This window comes from Sulfitobacter sp. M39, from assembly GCF_021735935.1.
Lineage (GTDB): Bacteria > Pseudomonadota > Alphaproteobacteria > Rhodobacterales > Rhodobacteraceae > Sulfitobacter.
The window spans coordinates 1667267-1689421 of record NZ_WMDZ01000001.1 but is presented as its reverse complement, the minus strand read 5'-3'; the positions used below and the strand labels follow the sequence as shown (position 1 = coordinate 1689421).

20 protein-coding genes and 1 tRNA gene are annotated in these 22155 nt (G+C 59.9%); 13 read left to right on the top strand and 8 right to left on the bottom strand.

The features are described from left to right. Positions 1-8: 8 nt before the first annotated feature. From GLP43_RS08150 to GLP43_RS08140, 3 genes are all read right to left on the bottom strand, one after another. The gene (locus GLP43_RS08150) at positions 9-1124 is read right to left on the bottom strand and encodes a glycine cleavage system protein T (protein WP_237278917.1); all 1116 of its coding nucleotides are present in this window, start codon (positions 1122-1124) and stop codon (positions 9-11) included. A 236-nt stretch (positions 1125-1360) separates the two neighbouring features. After that, complete coding sequence (locus tag GLP43_RS08145; protein WP_237278916.1) at positions 1361-2704, bottom strand: esterase-like activity of phytase family protein; 1344 nt, start codon at positions 2702-2704, stop codon at positions 1361-1363. A gap of 121 nt (positions 2705-2825) precedes the next feature. Then, positions 2826-2915: transfer RNA gene (locus tag GLP43_RS08140), tRNA-Ser, on the bottom strand. Between the two features lie 344 nt (positions 2916-3259). Here GLP43_RS08140 and GLP43_RS08135 point away from each other — a divergent pair. The 12 genes from GLP43_RS08135 to GLP43_RS08080 all read left to right on the top strand — a co-directional run bounded on the left by GLP43_RS08135 (position 3260) and on the right by GLP43_RS08080 (position 15943). Beyond that, positions 3260-4063: an SPOR domain-containing protein gene (locus GLP43_RS08135; RefSeq protein ID WP_237278915.1), complete on the top strand. Its 804-nt coding sequence runs from the start codon at positions 3260-3262 to the stop codon at positions 4061-4063. 22 nt (positions 4064-4085) lie between these two features. Beyond that, positions 4086-5255 carry a D-alanyl-D-alanine carboxypeptidase family protein gene (locus tag GLP43_RS08130; RefSeq protein ID WP_237278914.1) on the top strand — a complete coding sequence of 390 codons (1170 nt, stop codon included), beginning with the start codon at positions 4086-4088 and terminating at the stop codon, positions 5253-5255. Further along, a complete protein-coding gene (gene tmk / locus GLP43_RS08125; RefSeq protein ID WP_237278913.1) occupies positions 5252-5890 on the top strand; it encodes a dTMP kinase in 639 nt (212 codons plus the stop codon). Before GLP43_RS08130 ends, tmk begins: the two co-directional genes overlap by 4 nt. A 39-nt stretch (positions 5891-5929) precedes the next feature. Then, a complete protein-coding gene (locus GLP43_RS08120; protein WP_237278912.1) occupies positions 5930-7045 on the top strand; it encodes a DNA polymerase III subunit delta' in 1116 nt (371 codons plus the stop codon). Between the two features lie 32 nt (positions 7046-7077). Beyond that, positions 7078-7896 (top strand): TatD family hydrolase, encoded by an 819-nt coding sequence (locus GLP43_RS08115; RefSeq protein ID WP_093733753.1) that lies wholly within the window; start codon positions 7078-7080, stop codon positions 7894-7896. Then, positions 7896-8693: an MBL fold metallo-hydrolase gene (locus tag GLP43_RS08110; protein WP_237278911.1), complete on the top strand. Its 798-nt coding sequence runs from the start codon at positions 7896-7898 to the stop codon at positions 8691-8693. Before GLP43_RS08115 ends, GLP43_RS08110 begins: the two co-directional genes overlap by 1 nt. A gap of 110 nt (positions 8694-8803) precedes the next feature. After that, complete coding sequence (locus GLP43_RS08105; RefSeq protein WP_237278910.1) at positions 8804-9733, top strand: AEC family transporter; 930 nt, start codon at positions 8804-8806, stop codon at positions 9731-9733. Next, a complete protein-coding gene (locus GLP43_RS08100) occupies positions 9730-10353 on the top strand; it encodes a glutathione S-transferase (protein WP_237279943.1) in 624 nt (207 codons plus the stop codon). Before GLP43_RS08105 ends, GLP43_RS08100 begins: the two co-directional genes overlap by 4 nt. A gap of 174 nt (positions 10354-10527) precedes the next feature. Further along, on the top strand, positions 10528-11811 hold the full coding sequence (locus GLP43_RS08095) for a serine hydrolase domain-containing protein (RefSeq protein ID WP_237278909.1): 1284 nt from the start codon (positions 10528-10530) through the stop codon (positions 11809-11811). Positions 11812-11996: 185 nt separating this feature from the next. Next, complete coding sequence (locus GLP43_RS08090) at positions 11997-13799, top strand: cation:proton antiporter (RefSeq protein ID WP_237278908.1); 1803 nt, start codon at positions 11997-11999, stop codon at positions 13797-13799. Positions 13800-13938: 139 nt separating this feature from the next. Further along, positions 13939-14451: a hypothetical protein gene (locus GLP43_RS08085; protein ID WP_237278907.1), complete on the top strand. Its 513-nt coding sequence runs from the start codon at positions 13939-13941 to the stop codon at positions 14449-14451. Between the two features lie 766 nt (positions 14452-15217). Continuing rightward, the gene (locus GLP43_RS08080) at positions 15218-15943 is read left to right on the top strand and encodes an HNH endonuclease (protein ID WP_237278906.1); all 726 of its coding nucleotides are present in this window, start codon (positions 15218-15220) and stop codon (positions 15941-15943) included. Between the two features lie 44 nt (positions 15944-15987). Here GLP43_RS08080 and GLP43_RS08075 read toward each other — a convergent pair whose 3' ends face one another. From GLP43_RS08075 to GLP43_RS08060, 4 genes are all read right to left on the bottom strand, one after another. Then, a complete protein-coding gene (locus GLP43_RS08075) occupies positions 15988-16233 on the bottom strand; it encodes a hypothetical protein (RefSeq protein ID WP_237278905.1) in 246 nt (81 codons plus the stop codon). Continuing rightward, the gene (locus GLP43_RS08070) at positions 16230-16664 is read right to left on the bottom strand and encodes a hypothetical protein (RefSeq protein WP_237278904.1); all 435 of its coding nucleotides are present in this window, start codon (positions 16662-16664) and stop codon (positions 16230-16232) included. The genes GLP43_RS08075 and GLP43_RS08070 overlap by 4 nt, the downstream gene beginning before the upstream one ends. Positions 16665-16744: 80 nt before the next feature. After that, positions 16745-17287: a BREX-1 system adenine-specific DNA-methyltransferase PglX gene (locus GLP43_RS08065; RefSeq protein ID WP_237278903.1), complete on the bottom strand. Its 543-nt coding sequence runs from the start codon at positions 17285-17287 to the stop codon at positions 16745-16747. A 428-nt stretch (positions 17288-17715) separates the two neighbouring features. Further along, on the bottom strand, positions 17716-17925 hold the full coding sequence (locus GLP43_RS08060; RefSeq protein WP_237278902.1) for a hypothetical protein: 210 nt from the start codon (positions 17923-17925) through the stop codon (positions 17716-17718). A gap of 1185 nt (positions 17926-19110) precedes the next feature. On the opposite strand from GLP43_RS08060, the gene GLP43_RS08055 reads away from it, so the two are divergent. Beyond that, entirely contained in the window at positions 19111-19728 is a 618-nt protein-coding gene (locus tag GLP43_RS08055) for a DUF4145 domain-containing protein (protein WP_237278901.1), read from the top strand. A gap of 39 nt (positions 19729-19767) precedes the next feature. Here the strand turns inward: GLP43_RS08055 and GLP43_RS08050 are convergent, their stop codons facing one another. Continuing rightward, a complete protein-coding gene (locus GLP43_RS08050; RefSeq protein WP_237278900.1) occupies positions 19768-22149 on the bottom strand; it encodes a hypothetical protein in 2382 nt (793 codons plus the stop codon). Positions 22150-22155: the final 6 nt, after the last annotated feature.

Here is a 22155-nt window from a genome sequence, read left to right as displayed (position 1 = left end):
GCCTAAGGTCAGCTTTCAAATGGCAGGCTGCGCAGAATCACCTTGCGGGCCTCGTCACCGATGACCACGTGGAGCGACGCTTGCTTTGCATCCGATGCGATCATCCCGACGCCGATATTGGCCTCGAAACGTTTGGAATGGACGAAATCGCTAAGCACCCCGCGCGGCTGGCCTTGATCGTCAATCAGGGCAATCGAATGTGCCGCCCCCGCCAGTGGCGCGCCCGCGATGACAAAGCCTGACCTTTCCCGTTGCGCGCCTTCATCGGCGATGCGGCGCAGCGCCTCTTTGCCGATAAAATCGTCGGGGGTCTCAAGATCGACCAGCTTGCCCAGGCCGATGTCATACGGGGTGCAGGGGTTGGTCTGAAGACGACCATCCGCACCATAGGACACCAGCCCGCTTTCGATCCGTTCAACGTCATTGGGCGCACCGGGGCGGATGCCAAAGGACGCGCCTGCGGCCTTTACCTTTGCCCATAGCTCCGCCCCGCGGCTGCTGTCTTGGAGATACAGTTCGAAGCCGCCCTGTTTCGACCAGCCCGACCGCGCCAGCACCAGCGGGATATCCCCCAACTGCGTTTGCTTGAAGCCAAAATACTTGAGATCGCGCACCCAGTCGCCGAACAACGCGGTGATCACCGCCTCGGCCTTGGGGCCCTGCACCGCCAGCGGGGATACGTCGGGCTCAGCCACGGTCACGTCCCACCCGCGCTCTGCCGCGATGGCGCTGGCCCATAGGGCGATGTCACTGTCCGCAATCGACAGCCAATATTGATCCTGCGCCAGCATGAGCAGCACGGGGTCGTTGACAAGCCGCCCCTGATGGTCGCACATGGGCACATAGCGCCCCTGCCCGATCCGGGTTTTCGACATATCGCGCGTGGTCAGATACTGGATCAGCCGCGCCGCATCCGGCCCGGACAGTTCGACCTGCCGTTGCGCCGCGACATCCCACATTGCCACACCGTTCATCAGCGCGTCATATTCGCCCTCGGGGTCGCCGTAATGCGCTGGTATGAACATGTGATTATAGACCGAGAAACAAGCCACACCATCTGCGACAGTCGCGTCGAAATAGGCGGATTTGCGATTATTCGGGCCAATGCCGATCTGAAACGTCATGGGGGAGATCCTTTTACCAAGGCCCACCGTACCACCCCTATGCCCTGTCCCATGGCGCGGGGGTCAGGGCCCATTGATGCCATCAGGCGGGCGTTCGCTGTTTCTGACACGGCAAAGCCCCGCACATCAACCGGCATCCTCCCAAAGGTGGTGGCGCGCGGGCAATGGCGGGGCCTAGGGTGTGTCTAGGGTGTGAAACGCCCCCTCGGCATCCTTTGCGACAGGGGCGCGTCAGGTTACTGCGCGGCCAGCAGTTCGGGCACGCTCAGCAGCACCACTTCGTTATCTGCAGCGGCATCCAGCTTGCGCCCGGATGAGAACGGCAGGTTGTTGTCCACGGCGACCATGATATGCGTCTCGTCCACCCGCATCACGTCCTCGATGGTGAAGAACGGCAGGCTGAACCGCCCTGCCTCGCCGCCATCGGTTTCGATGCGGGCCTTACCCTCGGGGTCGGCGATGTTCATCAGGTCGATCTGACCGATGCGACGCACATAGCCCTCGCCATCCACATCGGCGGTATCAATCAGCACCACATGCTTGACCATCGCGGGGTTCGGGAAACAATCTGCCTGCGGCTCACCGGCGCATTTCAACGAAGGCTCGCCCTCGCCATTGTCACGTTCGATCACCAGCGCGCGGGTCGCGTCGATAAAGTTGAAGTCACCGATCGCCGTGGCCCCTTCGGCCAGCTTGAACTTGAAGCCCTCGCCCGTCCAATCCCGTGCCTCTGGGTCAAAGGCCATGACGCGCAGGAAATCACCTTCGTTCTCGCCGCTCGCGGCCAACAGAGGTTTCTCGAGCATGGCCCACAGCAGACCCGTTTCAGGCTGCAACGCCATGCCCTCGTACCCGCCCGAGCGTGGGACGGTCCAATCCGTCCCCTTCACCGATGTAGCCGAGATACCGGGCGTGTCCGGCCCTTTCAGTTGAACACCATCCACCATCGTCGGATAGACGCCCTTGATCCGCCCGTCCAACGTGGCCTCGATCAGATAGGGGCCGAACTCCTCGCCGATCCAGATGCTGTCGCCGACGCGCTGGATGCTCTCCAGATCGAAATCCGCGCCGGTCAGATAGCGGCCGTCGGTCCCGCCATACGAGATGCGGAAGGGCACTTTGAAATCTGGGTCATGCAGAAAAACGGTTTCCTTGATCTCGACCTCACCTGTGTCGAAATCAGCGTCCATCCGGCTGAAGAACAACAGCGTATCGGGGCTGTTCGCCTTTGAGCCAAAGCCGTTGTCCGTCAGCACATAGACCGACCCATCCTCGGCACGGTTCATCGCGAAACCGGAAAACCCCTGCAACGGCTGGCCAATGAAGGGCAGGTTCAGCCCCGTCAACCGTTTACCATGCAGCCCGCCCGTATTGCCCGGCACCGACATCGGCACGCCATTACGCGCGCCACCAGTGAACTTACCACTGATCCACGCATCCTTCGGCGCATCCGCAGGCGGCGCGACAAGGCTCAGCGCAGGCAGGTAGGCATGGCCCGCAAGCGTGGCATCAAACGTCTCTTGCGCGGCAGCGGGGACGGCTAGAAGGGACAGGGCAAGGGGAAGAATAGGGTGTTTCATAAGGGCTCTCCGTTAAAGACGGCCCCTGATGCGCGATTCTGGTAACAGCCGCGTAACGCAAAGGTGACGGTTCCACGACAGGCGCGGAATTGGGGAGAGGCGTGATGGAAAGGTGGGATAATGGCGGAGGAGGTGGGATTCGAACCCACGGTACGCTCTCACGCACGCTGGTTTTCAAGACCAGTGCATTCGACCACTCTGCCACTCCTCCGCAGCAAGCACCGCATAGAGGGGTGTCAGCGATTCTGCAAACCTGGAAATGACGTGCGCAGTGGCACCGTTACGCAAGACACCGGCAGCCCGTGTTGGGCGGGTTCCGGCCGGGTGGGGAAATTTGCCGATGCTGCCCTGTCAGCCTTTCCAAAACCCCTGTACCCGCGTTAGTGTAGCGCAAAGACCCCGGCAATGGGGCATCAAACATGCCGTATTGACGGCGCGATCAGGCGGCGGCGGACAACGCCGCGCCAGCAGGCAAGGACGACGGACATGAACAGCCTCAGGCTACACCCTTTTTCTGGCAACCGGCCGCTGCGGTGCACGGTAGGGGTTTTGCTGATGATGACGACTTTGGCGGGCTGCGATGCGGTCGGCAATCTGACCGGCGGTCAGAAAGGCTCTGCTGCGGCACCCTCCAGCTCGACCAAGCTGGTGGAGCGTGACGTCGAAGCGCCCGAGGTCTTCTCGGTCAGTGATCAGGGCCTCTGGGACGGACGCCCCAGCCTTGGCGGTGTCTGGGTCGCGCATCCCGATGTCACAGATCCCGAACGGGTGATCATCCGCAACGAGGCCAATGGCAAATTCGTCATCGGCGCGTTGTTCCGCCGTGAACGCGATCTGCCCGGGCCCAAACTGCAGATGTCTTCGGATGCGGCGGCGGCCCTTGGTATTCTGGCCGGTGCCCCTGCGCCATTGAACGTCACTGCCCTGCGCCGGCAGGAAGTCGACGACACCCCTGCCCCCGACGCAGCCCCCGAAGGCACGATTGAAACCCCGTCGGAAGTGACGGAAACCACGCTTGATCCGGTCGCTGTCACGGCAGGTGCCGCGATTGATGCCGCACCTGCTGCGGCCAAACCCGCTGCCCCTGCGGCCCCGAAACCCGCGGCACCCAAACCTGCGTCTTCGCTGGCCAAGCCCTTTGTCCAGATCGGCATCTTCAGCGTAGAAGCCAATGCCGAACGCGCCGCCAACCAGATGCGCAGCGCGGGCATGTTGCCCACCGTCAAACGCAGCGAGATCAACGACAAGCCGTTCTGGCGCGTGGTCGTCGGCCCTGCGGCAACGAAATCCGAACTGACCAATTTGCTGAAATCCATCAAGACCGAAGGGTTCTCTGACGCCTACGCCGTGTCGAACTGACCCACCGCCAAAGGAAACTGCCATGATCCGTATTTTTGCAGCCACGATTGCGACCCTTCTGTTGGCCCTGCCCGCGCAGGCGTTCGAGACACAGGCCCGCGCGGCCTATGTGGTCGACCAGACCACCGGCACCGTACTGCTGACCAAGAACGCGGATGAGCCCCTGCCGCCGGCCTCCATGTCGAAACTGATGACGCTGTATATGGCGTTCGAGGCGATCGAGCGGGGCAAAAGCAATGGCGGGCTGGACCTGACGGAGGAATTGCCCGTGTCCCAGCACGCCATGTCCTACGGCGGGTCGACCATGTTTCTGGACACCACCGACCGCGTAAAGGTCGAAGACCTGCTGCGCGGCATCATCGTGCTGTCTGGCAATGACGCCTGCGCCGTGATCGCCGAAGCGCTGAGCCCCGATGGGTCAGAGGCCGGTTTTGCCCGCCTGATGACCCAGCGGGCGCAGCAGATGGGCATGACCAACTCGACGTTCGCGAACTCCAACGGCTGGCCTGCCGCCGGTCACCGCATGTCGCTGCGCGATCTGGGGCTGCTGGCCACCCGCTTGATCGAGGATTACCCGCAGTACTACCCGATGTTCTCGCAGCGCGAATTCCTGTTTGACGGGCGTGCGCCGCAAAACAAAACCAACCGCAACCCGCTGCTGGGGCTCGGCATCGGCGCGGACGGGCTGAAAACCGGCCACACCGAAGAAGCAGGCTACGGGCTTGTCGGCTCTGCCAAACAGGGCGACCGCCGCGTTGTGTTTGTTCTGTCCGGTCTCGAAAGCGCCGCGGCACGCGCGCAGGAATCGGAATCGATCGTGAACTGGGCCTTCCGCCAATTCTCGCAGCGCTCTATGGGCAAAGCCGGCACAATGATTGCCGAAGCCCCTGTCGCACTTGGGGCGCAGGGTGCCGTCGGCCTTGAACTGGAAAGCGATCTGTCGGTGCTGGTGCCTGTGTCCGGCGGCAGCGATGTCTCGGCCGAGGTGGTTTATACCGGCCCGCTGCGTGCGCCCATCACCAAGGGCCAGAACATCGGCGAACTGGTGCTGACCCGTGGTGACCTGCCAGAGGTACGTGCCCCGCTGGTTGCCAAGGACAGCGTTGCCGCAGGGGGGTTCATGGTCAAACTTGAAGCCGCCGCCCGCCATCTGCTGACCCGGTTGAACGAAGGGCCAGAGGCCGCTTCGTGAGCACCACGGCCAAGGGCCTGTTCATCAGCTTCGAAGGCATCGACGGCTCCGGCAAATCGACCCAGACCAAATTACTGAAAGACCGGCTTGAGGCCGACGGGCATCAGGTCGTGCTGACCCGCGAACCCGGCGGCTCCCCCGGGGCCGAGGAAATTCGCGCATTGGTCTTGCAGGGCGACCCCGACCGCTGGTCCGCCCGAACCGAGATCCTGCTATTCACCGCCGCCCGTCGGGATCACCTTGAACGTACGATCCTGCCTGCGCTTGAGGCGGGCAAGATCGTGATCTGCGACCGCTTCGCCGATTCCACCCGCATGTATCAGGGGCTTAGCCGTGGTGACCTGCGCGGTGCCGTGGACCAGCTGCACAGCCTGATGATCGGCGTCGAACCCGATGTCACCGTACTGATCGATATGGACCCCGGCGAAGGGCTCAGCCGCGCCTTGTCGCGCAACACGGTCGAGGAACGGTTCGAGGATTTCGGCGAAAGCCTGCAGGTCGCCATGCGCGCCGGCTTCCTGTCGCTTGCCGCTGAATTCCCCGACCGTTTCGTCACCATCAACGGCGCACAATCCATCGATGCGGTGGCGGCGGATGTCTTCGCGCAGGTGCGCCCGCGTCTTGATGCGCGCTGACCCCTTTTCCTGCCGTCGCAATCTGCTAGACCACATGACATGAGTGATGACGCCCCCCAGCCCGACCGCATCGACGGCGCGCGCCACCCGCGCGACACGCCGCAGCTTTTCGGCCAGTCGGCGGCAGAGGCCGCGTTTCTCGATGCTTTCAACTCGGGCAAGCTGCACCACGGCTGGCTGCTGACCGGCCCGCGTGGTGTGGGCAAGGCAACGCTGGCGTGGCGTATTGCGCGGTTCTTGCTGGCCACCCCCGATGCGGATGACGGTGGCATGTTCGACACCCCCGCCCCCATCAGCCTTGATATCGATCCCGATCACCCTGTAGCGCGTCGTGTGGCCGCAGGGGGCGAAGGCGCGCTGAAGGCGATCACGCGTTCTGTTGACGAGAAAACCAAACGGCTGCGCAAACAGATCGTTGTGGATGACATCCGCAAGCTGAACGGGTTCTTCCAGATGTCCGCCGCCGATGGTGGGCGGCGGGTGGTGATCGTTGATGACGCCGACCTGATGAACCCCAACGCCGCCAACGCTCTGCTCAAGATGCTCGAAGAGCCGCCCGCCCGCGCGGTCATGCTGCTGATCAGCCACCGCCCCTCTGGCCTGCTGCCCACCATCCGCTCGCGCTGCCGGACCCTGCGGCTTGGCACGCTGACGCCGGACGATATGGCGCAGGCGCTTGGTCAATCCGAGGTGGATATTCAGGGCGATCCCGCAGCGCTCGCGGCGCTTTCCGGCGGGTCAGTGGGCGGCGCGCTGTCCCTGTCGCTGATGGGCGGGCTGGCGATGTATGGCGAACTAGTCGCGCTGCTTGAAACGATGCCGCGGCTGGACCGCGCCCGTGCGCTCAAACTAGCAGAGGCCGCCGCCGCCCGCGGAGCCGAAGAAAAACTGTCGCTGCTGTTCACGCTGGTGGATCTGCTGATGCTGCGATTGGCCCGCACCGGTGCCCTTGGCCGCCCGCCCGAAACCGCCGCCGCTCCGAACGAGGCCGCAGTGCTGACCCGCCTATCGCCCACCCCCGCCCAAGGACGGGTCTGGGCCGAGACAGCGCAAGACATCGGCACCCGCGCGCGCCACGGGATGGCGGTCAACCTTGACCCTGCCGCACTGGTCCTAGATACCCTGTTCAAGATGGGCGACGCCGCACCCCGCTAGCCCACGCAAGACGAACAGGCAGGACCCCAGGCATGACAGACAGCACCCTCGACATTCACCCGATCACCGACAGTCACTGCCACCTGGACTTTCCCGATTTCGACGGTGAACTGCCCGACGTGATCGCCCGCGCCCAAGCCGCAGGGGTGACGCGCATGGTCACCATCTGCACCAAGCTCAAGAACGAACCCGCTGTGCGCGCCATTGCCGAGGCGCACGCCCCGGTTTTCTACGCCGCCGGCACCCACCCGATGAGCGTCGCGACAGAGCCTATGGCCAGCTATGACGATCTGATGGCGCTGACCAAACACCCCAAGATGGTGGGCATCGGCGAAACGGGGCTGGATTACCACTACACCGCCGACAGCGCCGAGGCGCAGCAAACCAGCCTGCGCACCCATATCGCCGCGTCCCGCGACAGCGGCCTGCCCCTGATTATCCACGCCCGCGACGCCGACGACGATATGGCCCGCATCCTCAGAGAGGAGCACGCCAACGGTGCCTACCCCTGCGTGATGCACTGCTTCTCTTCGACACAAGCGCTTGGCCGTGCGGCGCTGGATCTGGGGTTCTACCTGTCGATGTCGGGCATTACCGCTTTCCCCAAATCCCAAGACCTGCGCGACATCTTTGCCGACGCGCCCCTGGACCGGATATTGGTCGAAACCGACAGCCCTTATCTGGCCCCGCCCCCGCATCGCGGTAGACGGAATGAACCAGCCTTTACGGCGCACACGGCACGGCGCGGTGCCGAAACCTTTGGCATCGATTATGCCAGCTTTGCCGCGCAAACACAGGCGAATTTCGACCGGCTGTTCACCAAGGTTGCACAGTATCAGGACGCCGCCTGATGGCGCAGATGAAGATCACCATTCTGGGCTGCGGCTCTTCGGGCGGGGTGCCGCGCCTTGGCGGGCACTGGGGAGCCTGCGATCCGGCCAACCCCAAGAACGCACGGCGACGCTGTTCTATCCTGGTAGAACGCATCACGGACGCAGGCACGACATCGGTGCTGATCGACACCTCCCCCGATATGCGCAGCCAATTGCTGGATGCAGGCGTCGGGCGGCTGGATGCGGTGCTTTACACCCATTCCCATGCCGACCACGTCCACGGGCTGGACGATCTGCGGATGATCGTGATCAACATGCGCCAGCGCCTGCCGGTCTGGGCCGACACACCCACGCGCGACGCACTGCTGGACCGCTTCGGCTATGTCTTTATCCAGCCCCCCGGATCGTCCTACCCGCCTATTCTCGAAATGAACCACATCGACGGCGACGTGACGATTGACGGCCCCGGCGGGCCGCTGACCTTTACGCCCTTCCTCGTGAACCATGGCGGGATGGATGCGCTTGGCTTCCGCGTCAATGATGTGGCCTATCTGCCCGATGTGGCGCAGATCCCCGATGACATCTGGCCCCACCTCAAGGGCCTGCGCTGCTGGATCGTCGACGCCCTGCGCCGTGACCCGCATCCGACCCACAGCCATCTGGCCCAGACCCTTGACTGGATCGAACAGATGGCACCGCAAACCGCTGTGCTGACCAACATGCACAACGACCTCGACTATGACACGCTGGCCGCGGAAACCCCCGACCATATCGAACCCGCCTTTGATGGCATGACCCTGAGCTTTCCGGTCTAGCCCCCGCCCGCGGGGTCCGGACTTCATTTTGCCCTATAAACTCCACGGGGGCGTGGGGGTGTGAAACCCCCACTCTGACAGCGCCACCCGCACCCAAGGCCATATCTCTCGTGCAAACGCTTCTCGAAGTCATCCTGCCCGTCTTCCTTGTCATCGGCTTTGGCTATGTCTCTGTCTGGCGAGGGTATTTTCCGGTCTCGGGCATCGACGGGGTCATGCGGTTCGCGCAAAGCTTCGCGATCCCCTGCCTGCTGTTCCAATCGATCGCGCATCTGGATCTATCGGCCTCTTTTGATCCGCGACTGCTGTTCAGCTTCTACACCGGCGCGGCGGTCTGTTTCACGCTGGGACTGTTCGGCGCGCGCATCCTGTTCAAGCGCGACTGGGAAGACTGCGTGGCCATCGGGTTCTGCAGCCTCTTTTCCAACTCGGTCCTGCTGGGACTGCCGATTACCGAACGCGCCTATGGGCCAGACGCGCTGATCGGGAACTTTGCGATCATCGCCATCCACTCGCCCTTTTGCTACGGGCTGGGGATCACGGTGATGGAGTTCGTGCGCAACCGGGGCCAATCCGGTCCGGCCTTTGCGCGCAATGTGGCGCGGGCGATGTTCCACAATCCGCTGGTTCTGGGCATCCTCGCGGGCTTTGCCGTGAACTTTAGCGGGCTGGCGATCCCCGGTGTGATCGACGACGCGCTGTCGCTGATCGTGCGCGCCGCCCTGCCCGCGGCCTTGTTCGCCTTGGGGGGCGTGTTGATCCAGTACCGCCCCGAGGGTGACTGCAAGACCATCGCCATGGTCTGCCTTTTGTCGCTGATCGTGCATCCCGCAATTGTCTGGTTCATGGGCAGCGGCTTTGGCCTGCCGCAGGATCTGTTCCGCTCGGGCGTGCTGACGGCAGCGATGGCACCGGGGTTCAACGCCTATATCTTCGCCAATATGTACGGCCGCGCGCGGCGGGTCGCGGCAAGCTCGGTGCTGGTGGCGACGGTGGGGTCGGTGCTCACAGCGTGGCTCTGGCTCAGCGTGCTGCCATGATGCCGGTGCTCTATTCCTTCCGGCGCTGCCCCTATGCCATGCGCGCGCGGCTGGCGCTGCGGTCCGCCCACCAGCAGGTGCAGCTGCGCGAGGTCGTGCTGCGCGACAAGCCCGCCGCCTTTCTTGCGACCTCGCCCAGTGGGACAGTGCCCTGTCTGGCGCTAGATACGGGCGAGGTCATTGACGAAAGCCTCGACATCATGATCTGGGCCCTGCGCCGACACGATCCCGAAGGGCTGCTGAAAATGCCTGACGCCGGATGGGACTGGATCAACCGCTGCGACGGGCCGTTCAAACAGGCACTGGACCGCACGAAATACGCCACCCGCTATCCCGACGCCGATCCGGAGACAGAGCGGGCCAAAGCCGCCGCCCATCTAGCGGCACTGGACGCGCAAATAGGCTCCCATATTTTCGACACCCCCAGCCTTGCCGACATGGCGATTGCCCCCTTCGTGCGGCAGTTCGCCTTCATCGACAAACCCTGGTTCGACGCGCAGCCCTGGCCGCAGTTGCAGGCGTGGCTGGACCGGTTCCTGACCGCGCAGGCCTTTGCCGCCGTGATGGATAAATACCCGCAATGGGCAGAGGGCGACGCGCCCACGGTCTTTCCTGCCTAGGCCGACAGCCCCCTCGCCTCGCCCCCGCACCCGCTGCATCGCGGCACAAGTTACCCTACGTCATAAAGCCGCGCCGCTGCCCTGACAGCCGTCAGGCAGGTTGCCACAGCGGCGTGCACGCTCCTAACCTTGGGTCGTGATCCCACCGGATCACGACAACCGGGAGGAGATATAATGAAACATTTCAGATCAGGTCTGGTCGCCGGGGCGCTGGCCCTTGGCACCGCCTTTGCCACCCTAACCCCCGCATGGGCCCAAGAGCTGCCGCGCGGCGATGCGACCGCCTTGGGGTTCGACCCTGACCGGCTGGCGCGGATGGATGCCACCTTTGGCGCGCTGGTGGATAAGGGGATGACGCCGGGGGCCGTGCTGATGCTGATCCGCGACGGTCAGATCGCGCATCTGTCCACGATGGGCAAACGCACCCCCGACGGGGAGCCGATGACCGAAGACACGCTGTTCCGCATCTACTCCATGACCAAACCCATCACATCCGTCGCCGCGATGATGCTGGTCGAAGAAGGTAAGCTGCTGCTGAACGCGCCCGTTTCAACCTATCTGCCCGCCTATAAGACCCTGACCGTGGTCACCGGTGAGAAAGACGCCGAGGGCAAGCCCGTGACTCGCCCCGCCAAGGGCGTGATGACCGTCCGCGACCTGATGCGCCATACCTCGGGGCTGACCTATGGCTTCTTCGGGGCCGGACCCGCGCGCGAGGCCTATAACGCGGCCGGGATCGCCTCGCCCGAGAACACGGCGATCGAACAGGCCAATCTGCTGGCGTCCCTGCCGCTGGAGCATGACCCCGGCACGACATGGGAATACTCCCGCGCGACGGATGTTCTGGGCGCGGTGGTAGAGGTCGCCTCTGGCCAGACGCTCGAAGACTTCATGAAGGCGCGTATTTTCGACCCCCTAGGGATGGAGGACACCGCGTTCTATGTCGACGACGAAGCGGATTTCCCGCGCATCGCCGAACCCTTCGTCGATCAGGCCAAACTGGGCAGCCGCGATGTCTTTGACCCGCGCGTGCGCAAGCCGAACCAGTCGGGCGGTGGCGGACTGATGTCCACGGTGCATGACTACGCCAAATTCGCGCAGATGATGCTGAATGGCGGAGAGTTGAACGGCACGCGGCTGCTGTCCCCCAAGTCGGTGCAGCTGATGACCTCGAACCACCTTGAAGGCATCAAACCCGGCAAATACTACCTGCCCGGTCCGGGATATGGCTTTGGGCTGGGGTATGCCGTGCGGCTTGACACCGGCAATGCCCCGTCACTGGGCTCCGCCGGGGAATACAATTGGGGAGGTGCCGCGGGAACCGGCTATCACGCGGACCCTGCCGAAGATATGATCGCGCTGCTGATGATCCAGTCGCCCGCCAATCGGGGGCCGCTGCGGCTGATCTTCAAGAACCTCGCCTTTAGCACGCTGGCCGACAGCCGCGTCGACGATTGACCCCACGGGGCCACGCGCCCTGCCCCACACGCCCGCGCAAAAGGCCCCTGACGTAGGGGCCTTTTGTCATTCAACACGACAGATCGCTGGCTTGCGCCACGGAAACCCCCTAAAATTTCACACCGGCCATTGTCAGCGGGATGGCCCGCGTTACGTCATCGCTTTGATTATAAAGGGTTCACATTGTGGCAACAGAAACACTCGGCGCGCTAAATCCTGTAACTGCGATCGCATTGGTCGGCGCGATCGGGGTGGGGTCACAATGGATCGCATGGCGGCTGCGCATGCCCGCAATCGTGCTGATGCTGGTGGCCGGCATCCTGATCGGGCCGGTTCTGGGCATCTTCGACCCCGCACGGGATATCGGGCCACTGATGGGGCCGATGATCTCTATCGCCGTGGCGATTATCCTGTTCGAGGGCGGTCTGTCGCTGAACTTTCACACGCTGCAAGATGCGGTCGGCGGTGTCCGGCGGCTGGTCTATATCGGCGCGCCCCTCGGCTGGCTGATGTCGGCGCTGTCGCTGCATTATGTGGCGGGGCTCAGCTGGTCCAGCTCTGCCGTCTTTGGCGGGATCATGATCGTGACCGGCCCCACGGTGATCGCGCCGCTGTTGCGCACCGCGCGGCTGTCACGCCGCCCTGCCACCCTGCTGCAATGGGAGGCGATCCTGAACGACCCCATCGGCGCGCTGGCCGCTGTGCTGGCGTTCGAGGTCGTCATCGCGCTGAACACCGCCACCACCGCGTCCGAGGCGATGCTGGAGCTGTTTATCGGTACCGCCGTCGCCACTGCCGCCGGTGTCGCTGCGGGGATCGGCCTGTCGCGCGCCTTCAAACGCGGCTGGGTGCCCGAATATATGAAGGTGCCCGTGCTCTTTGCCCTGCTGCTGGGGGTCTTTGCCGCCTCCGATGCCGTGCTGCATGAAAGCGGGCTGCTGGCGGTGACCATCATGGGGATCGTGATCGCGAACTCCAAACTGCCCAGCTACGAGGAGATGCGCCGCTTCAAGGAACATGCCACCGTGCTGCTGGTGTCGGGCGTGTTCATCTTGCTGGCCGCAGGGCTGGATGTTGACGCGCTTGGCAATCTTGACTGGCGCGCGGCGGCCTTTGTGGCTGTGGTGGTGCTGGTCGCACGGCCTGTGACGGTGTTTATCTCGCTCATCGGGTCGGGCATCCCGTTCCGCGAAAAGCTACTGGTGGCCCTGACCGGACCGCGCGGCGTCGTGCTGGTCGCGGTCGCGGGTCTGTTTGGCGAACGCTTGCTCAGCCTCGGGTTCGAGGACGCCGCCCTGATCGCACCGCTTGCCTTTGCGCTTGTGGCGGTGACCGTGGTGGTCAACGGCTTCACCCTCGCCCCCTTTGCGCGGCTTTTGGGGCTGACCGGTGCGGACACGCCCGGCGTGGTGATCATCGGCGGCTCGGATTGGACAACGCAGCTGGCCGAAGTGCTTAAGAAAGCGAAGATTCCGGTACTGATGACCGACCCCAACTTCATCCGCCTGCGCAAGGCGCGTGCAGCGGGGATCGACACATTCTCGGGCGATATTCTGTCAGAGGCGGCAGAGCAGCGCGTGGAACTCGTCAGCTATGCCACGCTGATCGCTGCCACGGAAAACGATGCCTATAACACTTTGGTCACCACTGACCTTGCACCGGAATTCGGCCGCGAGAATGTGTTTCAGGTGATGCGCGAGAAATCCGAAAGCAGCCGCCACCAGTTGCCCCGTACCTTGGGCGGACGCCCCTTGGGCCTTGAAGCGACCCATACAGAACTACGCCAACTGGTGGCCGATGGCTGGCGCTTCCGCAGTACCCACCTGACCGAAGAATTCACGCTGGAAGACTGGCGCGCCGAAAGCCCCGACGCGCGGCTGCTCGCCCAGATCACCACCAGCGGCGAGATCAAGTTCATGCGCAAGAATGAGGAGTTCAAAGGCGGCGACGGCATCCATGTTATCGCTCTACGCCCGCCGGAGGAGTGATCAAACCACACCGACCTGCGCAGCATACTATCTGCGCAGGTATTTCAGCTTTGCATTAACCTTAATTGGACCATTTTTTCGCCACACCGGTCAGGCAGTTGCTTCAGTCATGTAGGTAACCAACTGAAAAGGCACATCTATGTTAATAAGTTCACTTTTCTCTGGCGGCAGCCAGCAGTCTCAGCCCAAAGGGGCCGAGAAACAGAAAGATAAGTCCGAGACCGGTAACACCGAAAAGAACAACGCCAAAGCCAAAGACGACCAGCCGGCCGCGCAAGAGACGCAGCCCTCCGCTGAAACTGCCCCTGCGCAGTCGTCTCAGGCCGCCGCCCCTGCGCAGAAAGCGCAAGCCCCCGCTGCGGAGGCTCCGGCCCCCGTCGCCCCAACCCCGGTTGCCACCTCGGACGCCGAAGACAGCGGCATGAGCGAGGCGCAAGCCCGCGCCGCAGCCGAAGCCCGGATCGAAGCCGCACAGGCCCGCAGCCTGATCGACTCGATCGCGCCGGTCAGCAGCTCGCCCCAGCAGGCCAGCAAATCCTACCTGTCGGCCCTGCTGAAATCGAACGCGCCAACAGAGGCCGCATCAACGGCAACATCCGCCGCTGAGCCCGTCGCCGACAAGGCCGACAAAGCGCTGAAAGCCGCCGCGTAACCCACGCAGCCCCGCCGCGCCCGAACACCCTTCGGGCGCGGCGCATGGTTCACAGCCAAGACAGACATCAAAACGCAGGCGCTGAAGCGCGCGAATTATGTATGATTATCAATAAGTTGAAGTGGTGCGGGTGAAGGGACTCGAACCCTACCCGAGGCGTTATAAATCAATGACTTACGCGGCATTTTGTAACCATGTAACCACCGTCAGAATGGGCATCATTACCTAACGTCAATAATAATTGTGCAGGCAGATATGAAGCGCAAGCGCTGTGGTTGGTAAAGAGGTGCACACTGGCGCATCGACGATTAACTGTGTGAGAGCATGCCCGTTATTCGTAGGCACAAGAAATCAGGTCAGCTCACACCGGCAAGTTCTGGTGGAGATCACAGGTAATTAAAATGCCCTACCAGCGTGGTAGGGCACACGCTTTTCTAATGGCAGTGATACGGCTTACTTCCTGCATGGCAACATTGACCAGAAGGCGAATCTTTACGACAGCCTCCGCCATGCTGGATGGCTGTCTGCATAGGTCCAAGAATGGAGTCGACGCCGTCCTCGGCTGCAATGGGACCTGCCCCCAAAAAGAAAATAAAGGGTGCTGCGAGTAACAATTTTTTCAAAGCTGTCATCCTTAATGAGTAGTTACGAAAAAGTCCTTGTTCGATACTTGATCCAGTGCTTACAATCTAGGGTAGAGGGGCTTTTATAGCAACAGAATAAGCAAAATGGCTTTAATCAGAACAAACCAGAGTGAATGCATTGAATGGCAGAAAAGTCGAAGCGTAACCCAAATTGGTCGAGAGACGAGCTTATCTTGGCGCTCGATTTCTATGTAAAAAATAGGGGCAAGTCATTTGAAGACACCAGCGAGGAAGTTCAGCGCTTAGCGCGAGAGGTGAACGCTGTTGGCAGAGCGCTCGGATTGACGGGAACAGATACCTTCCGGAACGCAGTAGGAGCGTCAATGAAGCTACAGAATTTTCGCTCCCGAGATCCAGATGTTGACGCTAAGGGGCTTTCGCGCGGCAACCGTCTGGAACAGGTTCTTATGGACGAATTCATTACTGATCCCGCTAGACTGGCAAGCGTCGCGGACGCAATTCGCGCGGTCGTTAAGTTAGGCGAAATGCCGATGGTGAGCATGGCGGCAGATGAGGTCGACGCGCAGGAAGGTCGTGTTTTGACCCGATTGCATACTTATCGGGAACGTGACCGAGCGATCGTAAAGAGAAAGAAGGATAGCTTTCGCAAAAGGCATGGCACGCTATTTTGTGAAGTATGTAACTTTGACTTCTCTTCTAAGTATGGAGAACGAGGCGCGAATTTCATCGAATGTCATCACACAAAGCCGGTTTCTGAATTAATCCCAGGTGAGAAAACCAAACTAGCTGACTTAGCTTTGCTTTGCGCAAACTGCCATAGGATGGTTCATGCTGCGCGCCCATGGTGGTCCGTCGAAGAATTGCGGACTTCATTAGTATCCGATTAGGTGGTTGCAATGCCCGCCGGTGTGATCCGGCGGGCAATTGGATGCTAAGCTTGTGATTTTCTCAGATGAGACAACACTGATTCCGCAGCGCCGGAGTAGGTAAGATCGACAATAGGTAAGGTCTGACCTTCAAGTTTAGCAATCCATTGTCCGCAAAATGGATTTTCTATCGCAGTCTCATCGCCGAGAAGAAGTTGTGATGCCCGCTTCAAACGACTCGTATCTTTATCGACATCATCGACATAAAATTCGAGAGCTTCTTCAAACTCTTCCTGAACCCTAGTTTTCATACTGCAGTCCTCCCCACCCCAGCGATAATATACCGGGGGTTATCTTCCCACTGACTATATTCGTGGTCAGTGGCGTCTGGACCTGGCTCTGGCGTCCGCGTTTCCTCAGCAAGCCGCTCAAAGTCGTTCTTAATGACCCGGAGCATAACAGCCATTACTTCAAGTGCATTAAACACCGCTTCCAGTTCGACCAGGGGTTCTTCGCAGGTGCGTAGTGCTTCTGCGATATCGTCTCCAAGTTCGTCGGGCAAACATTCAGTATCAGAACAGTAAGTGGGAAAGTAGCGCTCAAAAATGCTGTCTTCACTAAATTTGACAGCTGAGAGTGCGGACTTCCCTCCATCGCGGCATGGAGCGTCAAGATACAGATTAAACAACTGATTTTGTGTCAGTGTTGCTTTAGAGGCTGGTTGAATGGTATAAACATTCATGTGTTCATTCCTTTTTCTGAACATTCAAAAAATGCGAAGTGGTTCTAGTTTGGCGACCGGACCACTTCGCGACTTTGGGCTTAGATGCCCGTAACCTTCCACTGTGGGAAAGGTCTCCTGACCGGTTTATCTAACTGGTTCAGAATCTTATTCAGCTTTACGGCCTGTTTCATAGCGGCTGCTCGATCGATATCAGTCGACTGCTCAAGCTCTTTTATGCGCGCTTGAATCTCACTGCGCTTGTATTCATTGACCGAATTCGCCAGCGTCACAATCGTATCTAGCATACAACTAATTACCAGCTCGGCGCGTCCGATTGCGCCCTTAGCGTCTTCAACGTGATCAACGTGATCAGCTCCAACTATATCAATGTCACCGAACGCTTCGAGATCAATGACATAGTCTTGCGCGTCGCGCTCGTCGTCAAATCCCGGGAACTCCATTCCCGCGAGCGCCATATACATATCGCACTCACCTATGTTCGGGTCATTTTCTGCCCACTGAGAGAACGGCTTCCGGTAGAGGCTTACCGCGATATCCTTCCCTTTTGTTTGAGCGACCTCGGCCTCCGCCTTTTTCCGCTCGCGATAAGCCTTTTGCTTTTCTGCAGGTGTAAGTGCCATCATTTCCTCCTAACATAAGTAACGCTAACACAGTTACCGTTACTTTGCAAAGAAGTATTTACTCGCTCACTAAAGATTTGGGCCAAAGCCCCCCAATTTCGCCGATGACCTCAGCTATTCGATCACGCAATGGGTGTGGGTGTGCCGGATCACGGTCCAGCTCAGTAAGTGCGTTCAGCAGCTCGTAATAGTCGGTATCCGGTAGGTAGATGTCAGATGTGGCCATCTCAGGCACTCCAAGGTGTTACAACACCACCAGACTCCCTGATCTGGAACGTCCGCGCAAGATACAAAATCGATTAAAGTATTATTTTTCAGATACTTAAATACTTACTTACTTTTCAAAATACGCGCAAACATGGTCACAACCGCGGGGGTTAAGCGGCCTGCCCGAACGCAAACAGGCCGCTTACTCTACTTGGTCAAGGTTATTTGGTGGGCAGCACACCTGTGTCGTCGGTCTTTTTCAACAGATCACCGATGGTGGTGCCGGACGGGCAGTTCTGCAGGTGCCTTGTGATGAGTTCACCGGCCTGGATCAGCCCGTAAAATTTCGCACGATGGATGCCGTCGGTGAGGTGTTTGAACCCTTGACGCTCAATCCCATAGGCCATGTGCGCACAGTCGTTATCGGTCATATTAATCCTTCTGAATTGTGTTTCACTCTGCGAAAAAGTTCGCAACTCATTTATAGACAGCGGCCAAGTGGGATGCGCACAATTGTGCTTTGATAATAAAACCCACCTACTCGGCCCTGCGGGCCTCCCTGCGCGGCCTTCGGCCTTGCCCGTCTCGCTTCGCTCGCCGGACGTTTTATCTGGTCTGACCGAAGGGTGTTCGTGCGTATGCTCTGCATTTCATAGATATGTGTTTATATGCTTACAGAGATGACTTTCCCCCTGATCTGACCATACGTGTAGAGGACCAAGGACATGCCTTGGTGTGTATGACCAGATCAGGGGGAAACGATGTAGCTTACGTCGAAGTGGTGAACCGAACCTTGGCCTGTCGTGACCAAACTGGGCGGCGTCCATTGTCCCAGCGATATTCGGCGATTCCTGACCTTTCGGTCAACGCGGTCGCAATCCGAAGATTGCGCGACATGGGCGGCTTACCTTCAACCTGCCCCATGTCCAGCGGGTGAGACGATTACCTCAGAGCCGCTGTCTTTGCTCGTGCTATTCGGCAATGCCGGGGAGCAACCTTACCGGCTTGCGTCCGTCATCTAAGACGGGGAGCATCCGGGGATACAACCTGCGACCTATGGCTGGTCGGCTCTCCGCGCCGTCTCGTATTCGGTGTTCTGGAGGTTCTTTAGCAGGGCCATAACATGTTCCTGTTCAGCGTGACAAGCTGACTAGGTAGGCTTAGCTTGGTGCTGGTCTGATCGTCATTGAAAGTAGACGATCGACTCTAGCTGGCAGGTGCTACTGATAGATATGCGTATGATTTTCTCCAAAATATCACATTGGGAACCATCTGCCTAGCGATATTTCCAGCAAGTCCACTATCTTATGGTGGTCGATTGCACCGCATCGCGAAATAGTAAATAGTTCAACTGCACCGATATCTGGCGCATTTTTGACATTGTCTGCGCAAAAAAGTTGGCAAATATTAATGCACCAGAGAAAGACTAGCTAGTTAGTCTGATACGCATCCAAGGGACGAAGAAAATGACGATAGATCGTTCCAGATGGCGAAAATATATTGCGGAATCGTTCACTGTTTCATTTCCATGTCCGCGCTGCACTAAGGGAAGTGTCAGACGCGGCGATAGCCCCGTTGTTTTGGTTGAGCCAGCTCATTCGGAACGGGAGCACAAAATGGACGAGTGGGAACCTGAGTGGATGCGCATGGCATTCACCACCATGCTGACATGCGACAATCCAATCTGCGGCGAAGTCGTCGCAGTAAGCGGACGGGCAGGTGTGGACTCACTTCATGACTACGATGAAGTAGGTCAGCCCCATCAATTTTACTATAATTGGTTGAAGCCAGCCAGTATGGCACCCGCGCCACCTCTTTTTCCAATCGCCAAAAATTTGCCGGAACCTGTGAAGGACGAGCTAAAGCTAGCCTTCCAACTCTACTGGATGGACCTATCCGCTTCAACTTCAAGGATTCGAACGAGTCTCGAGCGTGTCCTAGACGAACAAGGTATAGCAACAACCGCGGTTGACAAGAAGGGAAAGCTCCGAAGACTAGACCTGTTTGACCGCATTGATCTTTTTGAAAAACAGTCAAACGATGCTGATCTAGCGGAGTCGATGACCGCGATGAGGATCATTGGGAATCTCGGCACACACGGCGACAAAGTTAAAGAGGGCGACTATTTCGATTTGTTGGATATTTATGAAGACGCTCTATCGGAAATATACGACCAAAAAACCGCTAAACTTAAAGCGAAGAAGCAAGCGCTTATTGCGCTCAAAAAAAAATGAGCTGTCATCTTTTCAAAGCCATCAATAACCGCCCAAAAACTATCCCCTCCGGTTCAAGATATTTCCCGGCCTAAGCTGCCGCTGTATCTCTGTCACGACTGCGCTGCGCACCGTGCCTTCCAGTTCACGTGCCATCTTGCGCGCAAGATCGCTGTTCTGATCCGGCGTGCCCGCTGAGCCGTTCACCGTAACCGGGGCACTGATCGAAATTGTGGGCGCAGATGCGCTGGCACGGCCCATAGGATTCGATGATGCTTCGCGAGCGGCACCTACAAGGCCGCCGCCAGCATAGCCCTTCTTGGCGCTCTGGTGCAGCGCCTCAAGGGCAGGCACTCCAATAGCCTTGGTTGCCGCTGCGCTCAGGACATACTCCCCCTTGTGGACGATGCCAGCCGGTTCGAATTTGTCGCCCGGGCCGGTGTATCCACCAGCTGCAAAGCCGCCGCCGATAAGCTGCAGGGCTTTACCGAACACTGATCCACCTGCCCCGCTGGCAGCTTCAAGCAGCCGCTTCTTGAGCGCCAGCTTGATCAGCTCAAGGATTAGCTGACCCACGGCCTGTTTCGCCGTCAAAGCGCCAGACGCCATCCCCTCAAATACGCTGGCAATCCGGTCTGCACCGGCGCGGCTGGCGTTCTGGACCTCTTCGATCTTGTCCGCCGCCAATTCAGCTGCACTGCCCGCGTCGGTGTATTCCTTGGCTAGTGTGTCGATCTGGGCGGCAAGCTGTGGCGTCACTTCCACACCAGCACGTTGCGCCGCTGACAGAAGCTCAGCTTTAGTGCGGGCAAATTCCACAGCATCACCATAGCGAAGCTTAGCACCGGATACTTCAGCCAAGGCTTGAGCCTCAAGACGCAAGGCATTTGTTTCCTGCGCGATACTTTCGATCTCGCGTTCAAGATCGTTCTGCCGCGGCGCACCCACGCCGCCCTTACCGCCACCACCACCTGAGACCGGCTCTGGTGTGTCAAAGCTGGCATCAACGCTGGGCAGCGCTGGGCGCAGAGATGTTCCAACCGCCAAGCCGGGTGTCGCGGCGCGGTAGCCATTGCGCGACCTCGGGCCGGGGTCCATGTATGTAGGTGCAACTGTCTCACCACCCGCTAATGCACCGGGCAGAGTTGCGCGCAGGGCACGGGCGTTCACCGACGCTGTGGCGAGTGCTTTGACCAAGCGACCCAGACCACCGATGACATAGCCAAAATCAACACTGTCGATGGCGTTCACCTCGGCAAAAGTCGCCTGAGCCGTTGTGGTCGTTTCCGCTAGCCGCTGTTCAAACTCATCCGCACCAATGGCACCGCTTTCAAGATCGGCGACCAACGTGCGCATTTCAGTCGCCACCCGGTCCAATGCGCTCGCTGCATCGGTCTGACCCAATGCGCGCAGCTCTGCCGCGACCTTGCCAAGCCGCGTCGCGTTACGCTCAGCAATATAGCCTGTTTCATCATATGCACCTGCCAGCGCCTCAATCGCTGTGCGGTGCGTCTCCACCGCACGGGCATCACGGTTTAGCTCATCATAGATACCCGCGCCTAAAAGCGCGTTGCCCTGCCGTGGGTTGTCAAAGAGGTTGTCGATGTGACTGCGCACTTCCCCAAGTTTAGGCACCGCCTCTGCAATGCCGATTACAAGCGACTTCATGAACACATCGGCGCGCGTCTTGAGTGCCGCGAACCGCCGGTCAAGTTCAGCCGCCTTTTCGATCAGTTCGCTGTCCAGCACTGCGCCGGTATCATTGGCCGCGCGAATGGTGTCGCGCAGTTTACCTTCGCCACGACTGACTAGCTCAGCAAAACGCTCACCGGCTGAACCCCCAAACAACTCATCACTGATCCTGATCCGCGCGGCTTCATCCATGCTTTCCATGCGCCCGATGATCTCAAGCAGTAACTTCGAAGGGTCTGCGAGCTTTGCCTTGAGTTCGGTAGCGCCATACCCCAAGCGCGCAAACGCTTCGGCACCCGCGCCCTGCCCGGTCACGACAAATTCGTCAGCCCGCAGGTTCAGCTCTTTCAACCCGTCAACGATCTGATCAATGCCGATCCGGTTCTGCGCACCTACAAACTTCCATTCCTGCAAGGCCTGAACGCTGACCCCTGCCCGTTTGGCCTCATCCCCGATCTGCGCTGTCTCATTTACGATCCGGCCAAGGTTCTGTGACAAACCAGACAGAGCACCCACGGTCAGGCCACCCACCAGACCACCGGCCAAGCCGGGGCTAAGGCGCTTGAACGTGGCAAGGATGCTGTCACCGGCCTTGCCGTAGGTGTCGCGCAGCTTGTCGGCACTCTGGCGCGCACGGCGCTCCATTTGGCCGCTGGCACTGTTCTGCGCAGCATTGGCGCGCTTCAACCCTTTTTCGAGTTTGTCGATGCGGGCTTCTATATCGACGACAAGGCCGGGAAGGTCAGACATGGTGCA

What these genes read in the sequence shown, in the direction of transcription:
- GLP43_RS08150 (WP_237278917.1), bottom strand. Translation starts at nt 1,124, where the DNA reads ATGACGTTTCAGATCGGCATTGGCCCGAATAATCGCAAATCCGCCTAT.
- GLP43_RS08145 (WP_237278916.1), bottom strand. Translation starts at nt 2,704, where the DNA reads ATGAAACACCCTATTCTTCCCCTTGCCCTGTCCCTTCTAGCCGTCCCC.
- GLP43_RS08135 (WP_237278915.1), top strand. Translation starts at nt 3,260, where the DNA reads ATGATGACGACTTTGGCGGGCTGCGATGCGGTCGGCAATCTGACCGGC.
- GLP43_RS08130 (WP_237278914.1), top strand. Translation starts at nt 4,086, where the DNA reads ATGATCCGTATTTTTGCAGCCACGATTGCGACCCTTCTGTTGGCCCTG.
- GLP43_RS08120 (WP_237278912.1), top strand. Translation starts at nt 5,930, where the DNA reads ATGAGTGATGACGCCCCCCAGCCCGACCGCATCGACGGCGCGCGCCAC.
- GLP43_RS08115 (WP_093733753.1), top strand. Translation starts at nt 7,078, where the DNA reads ATGACAGACAGCACCCTCGACATTCACCCGATCACCGACAGTCACTGC.
- GLP43_RS08110 (WP_237278911.1), top strand. Translation starts at nt 7,896, where the DNA reads ATGGCGCAGATGAAGATCACCATTCTGGGCTGCGGCTCTTCGGGCGGG.
- GLP43_RS08100 (WP_237279943.1), top strand. Translation starts at nt 9,730, where the DNA reads ATGATGCCGGTGCTCTATTCCTTCCGGCGCTGCCCCTATGCCATGCGC.
- GLP43_RS08095 (WP_237278909.1), top strand. Translation starts at nt 10,528, where the DNA reads ATGAAACATTTCAGATCAGGTCTGGTCGCCGGGGCGCTGGCCCTTGGC.
- GLP43_RS08085 (WP_237278907.1), top strand. Translation starts at nt 13,939, where the DNA reads ATGTTAATAAGTTCACTTTTCTCTGGCGGCAGCCAGCAGTCTCAGCCC.
- GLP43_RS08080 (WP_237278906.1), top strand. Translation starts at nt 15,218, where the DNA reads ATGGCAGAAAAGTCGAAGCGTAACCCAAATTGGTCGAGAGACGAGCTT.
- GLP43_RS08075 (WP_237278905.1), bottom strand. Translation starts at nt 16,233, where the DNA reads ATGAAAACTAGGGTTCAGGAAGAGTTTGAAGAAGCTCTCGAATTTTAT.
- GLP43_RS08070 (WP_237278904.1), bottom strand. Translation starts at nt 16,664, where the DNA reads ATGAATGTTTATACCATTCAACCAGCCTCTAAAGCAACACTGACACAA.
- GLP43_RS08065 (WP_237278903.1), bottom strand. Translation starts at nt 17,287, where the DNA reads ATGGCACTTACACCTGCAGAAAAGCAAAAGGCTTATCGCGAGCGGAAA.
- GLP43_RS08060 (WP_237278902.1), bottom strand. Translation starts at nt 17,925, where the DNA reads ATGACCGATAACGACTGTGCGCACATGGCCTATGGGATTGAGCGTCAA.
- GLP43_RS08055 (WP_237278901.1), top strand. Translation starts at nt 19,111, where the DNA reads ATGGACGAGTGGGAACCTGAGTGGATGCGCATGGCATTCACCACCATG.
- GLP43_RS08050 (WP_237278900.1), bottom strand. Translation starts at nt 22,149, where the DNA reads ATGTCTGACCTTCCCGGCCTTGTCGTCGATATAGAAGCCCGCATCGAC.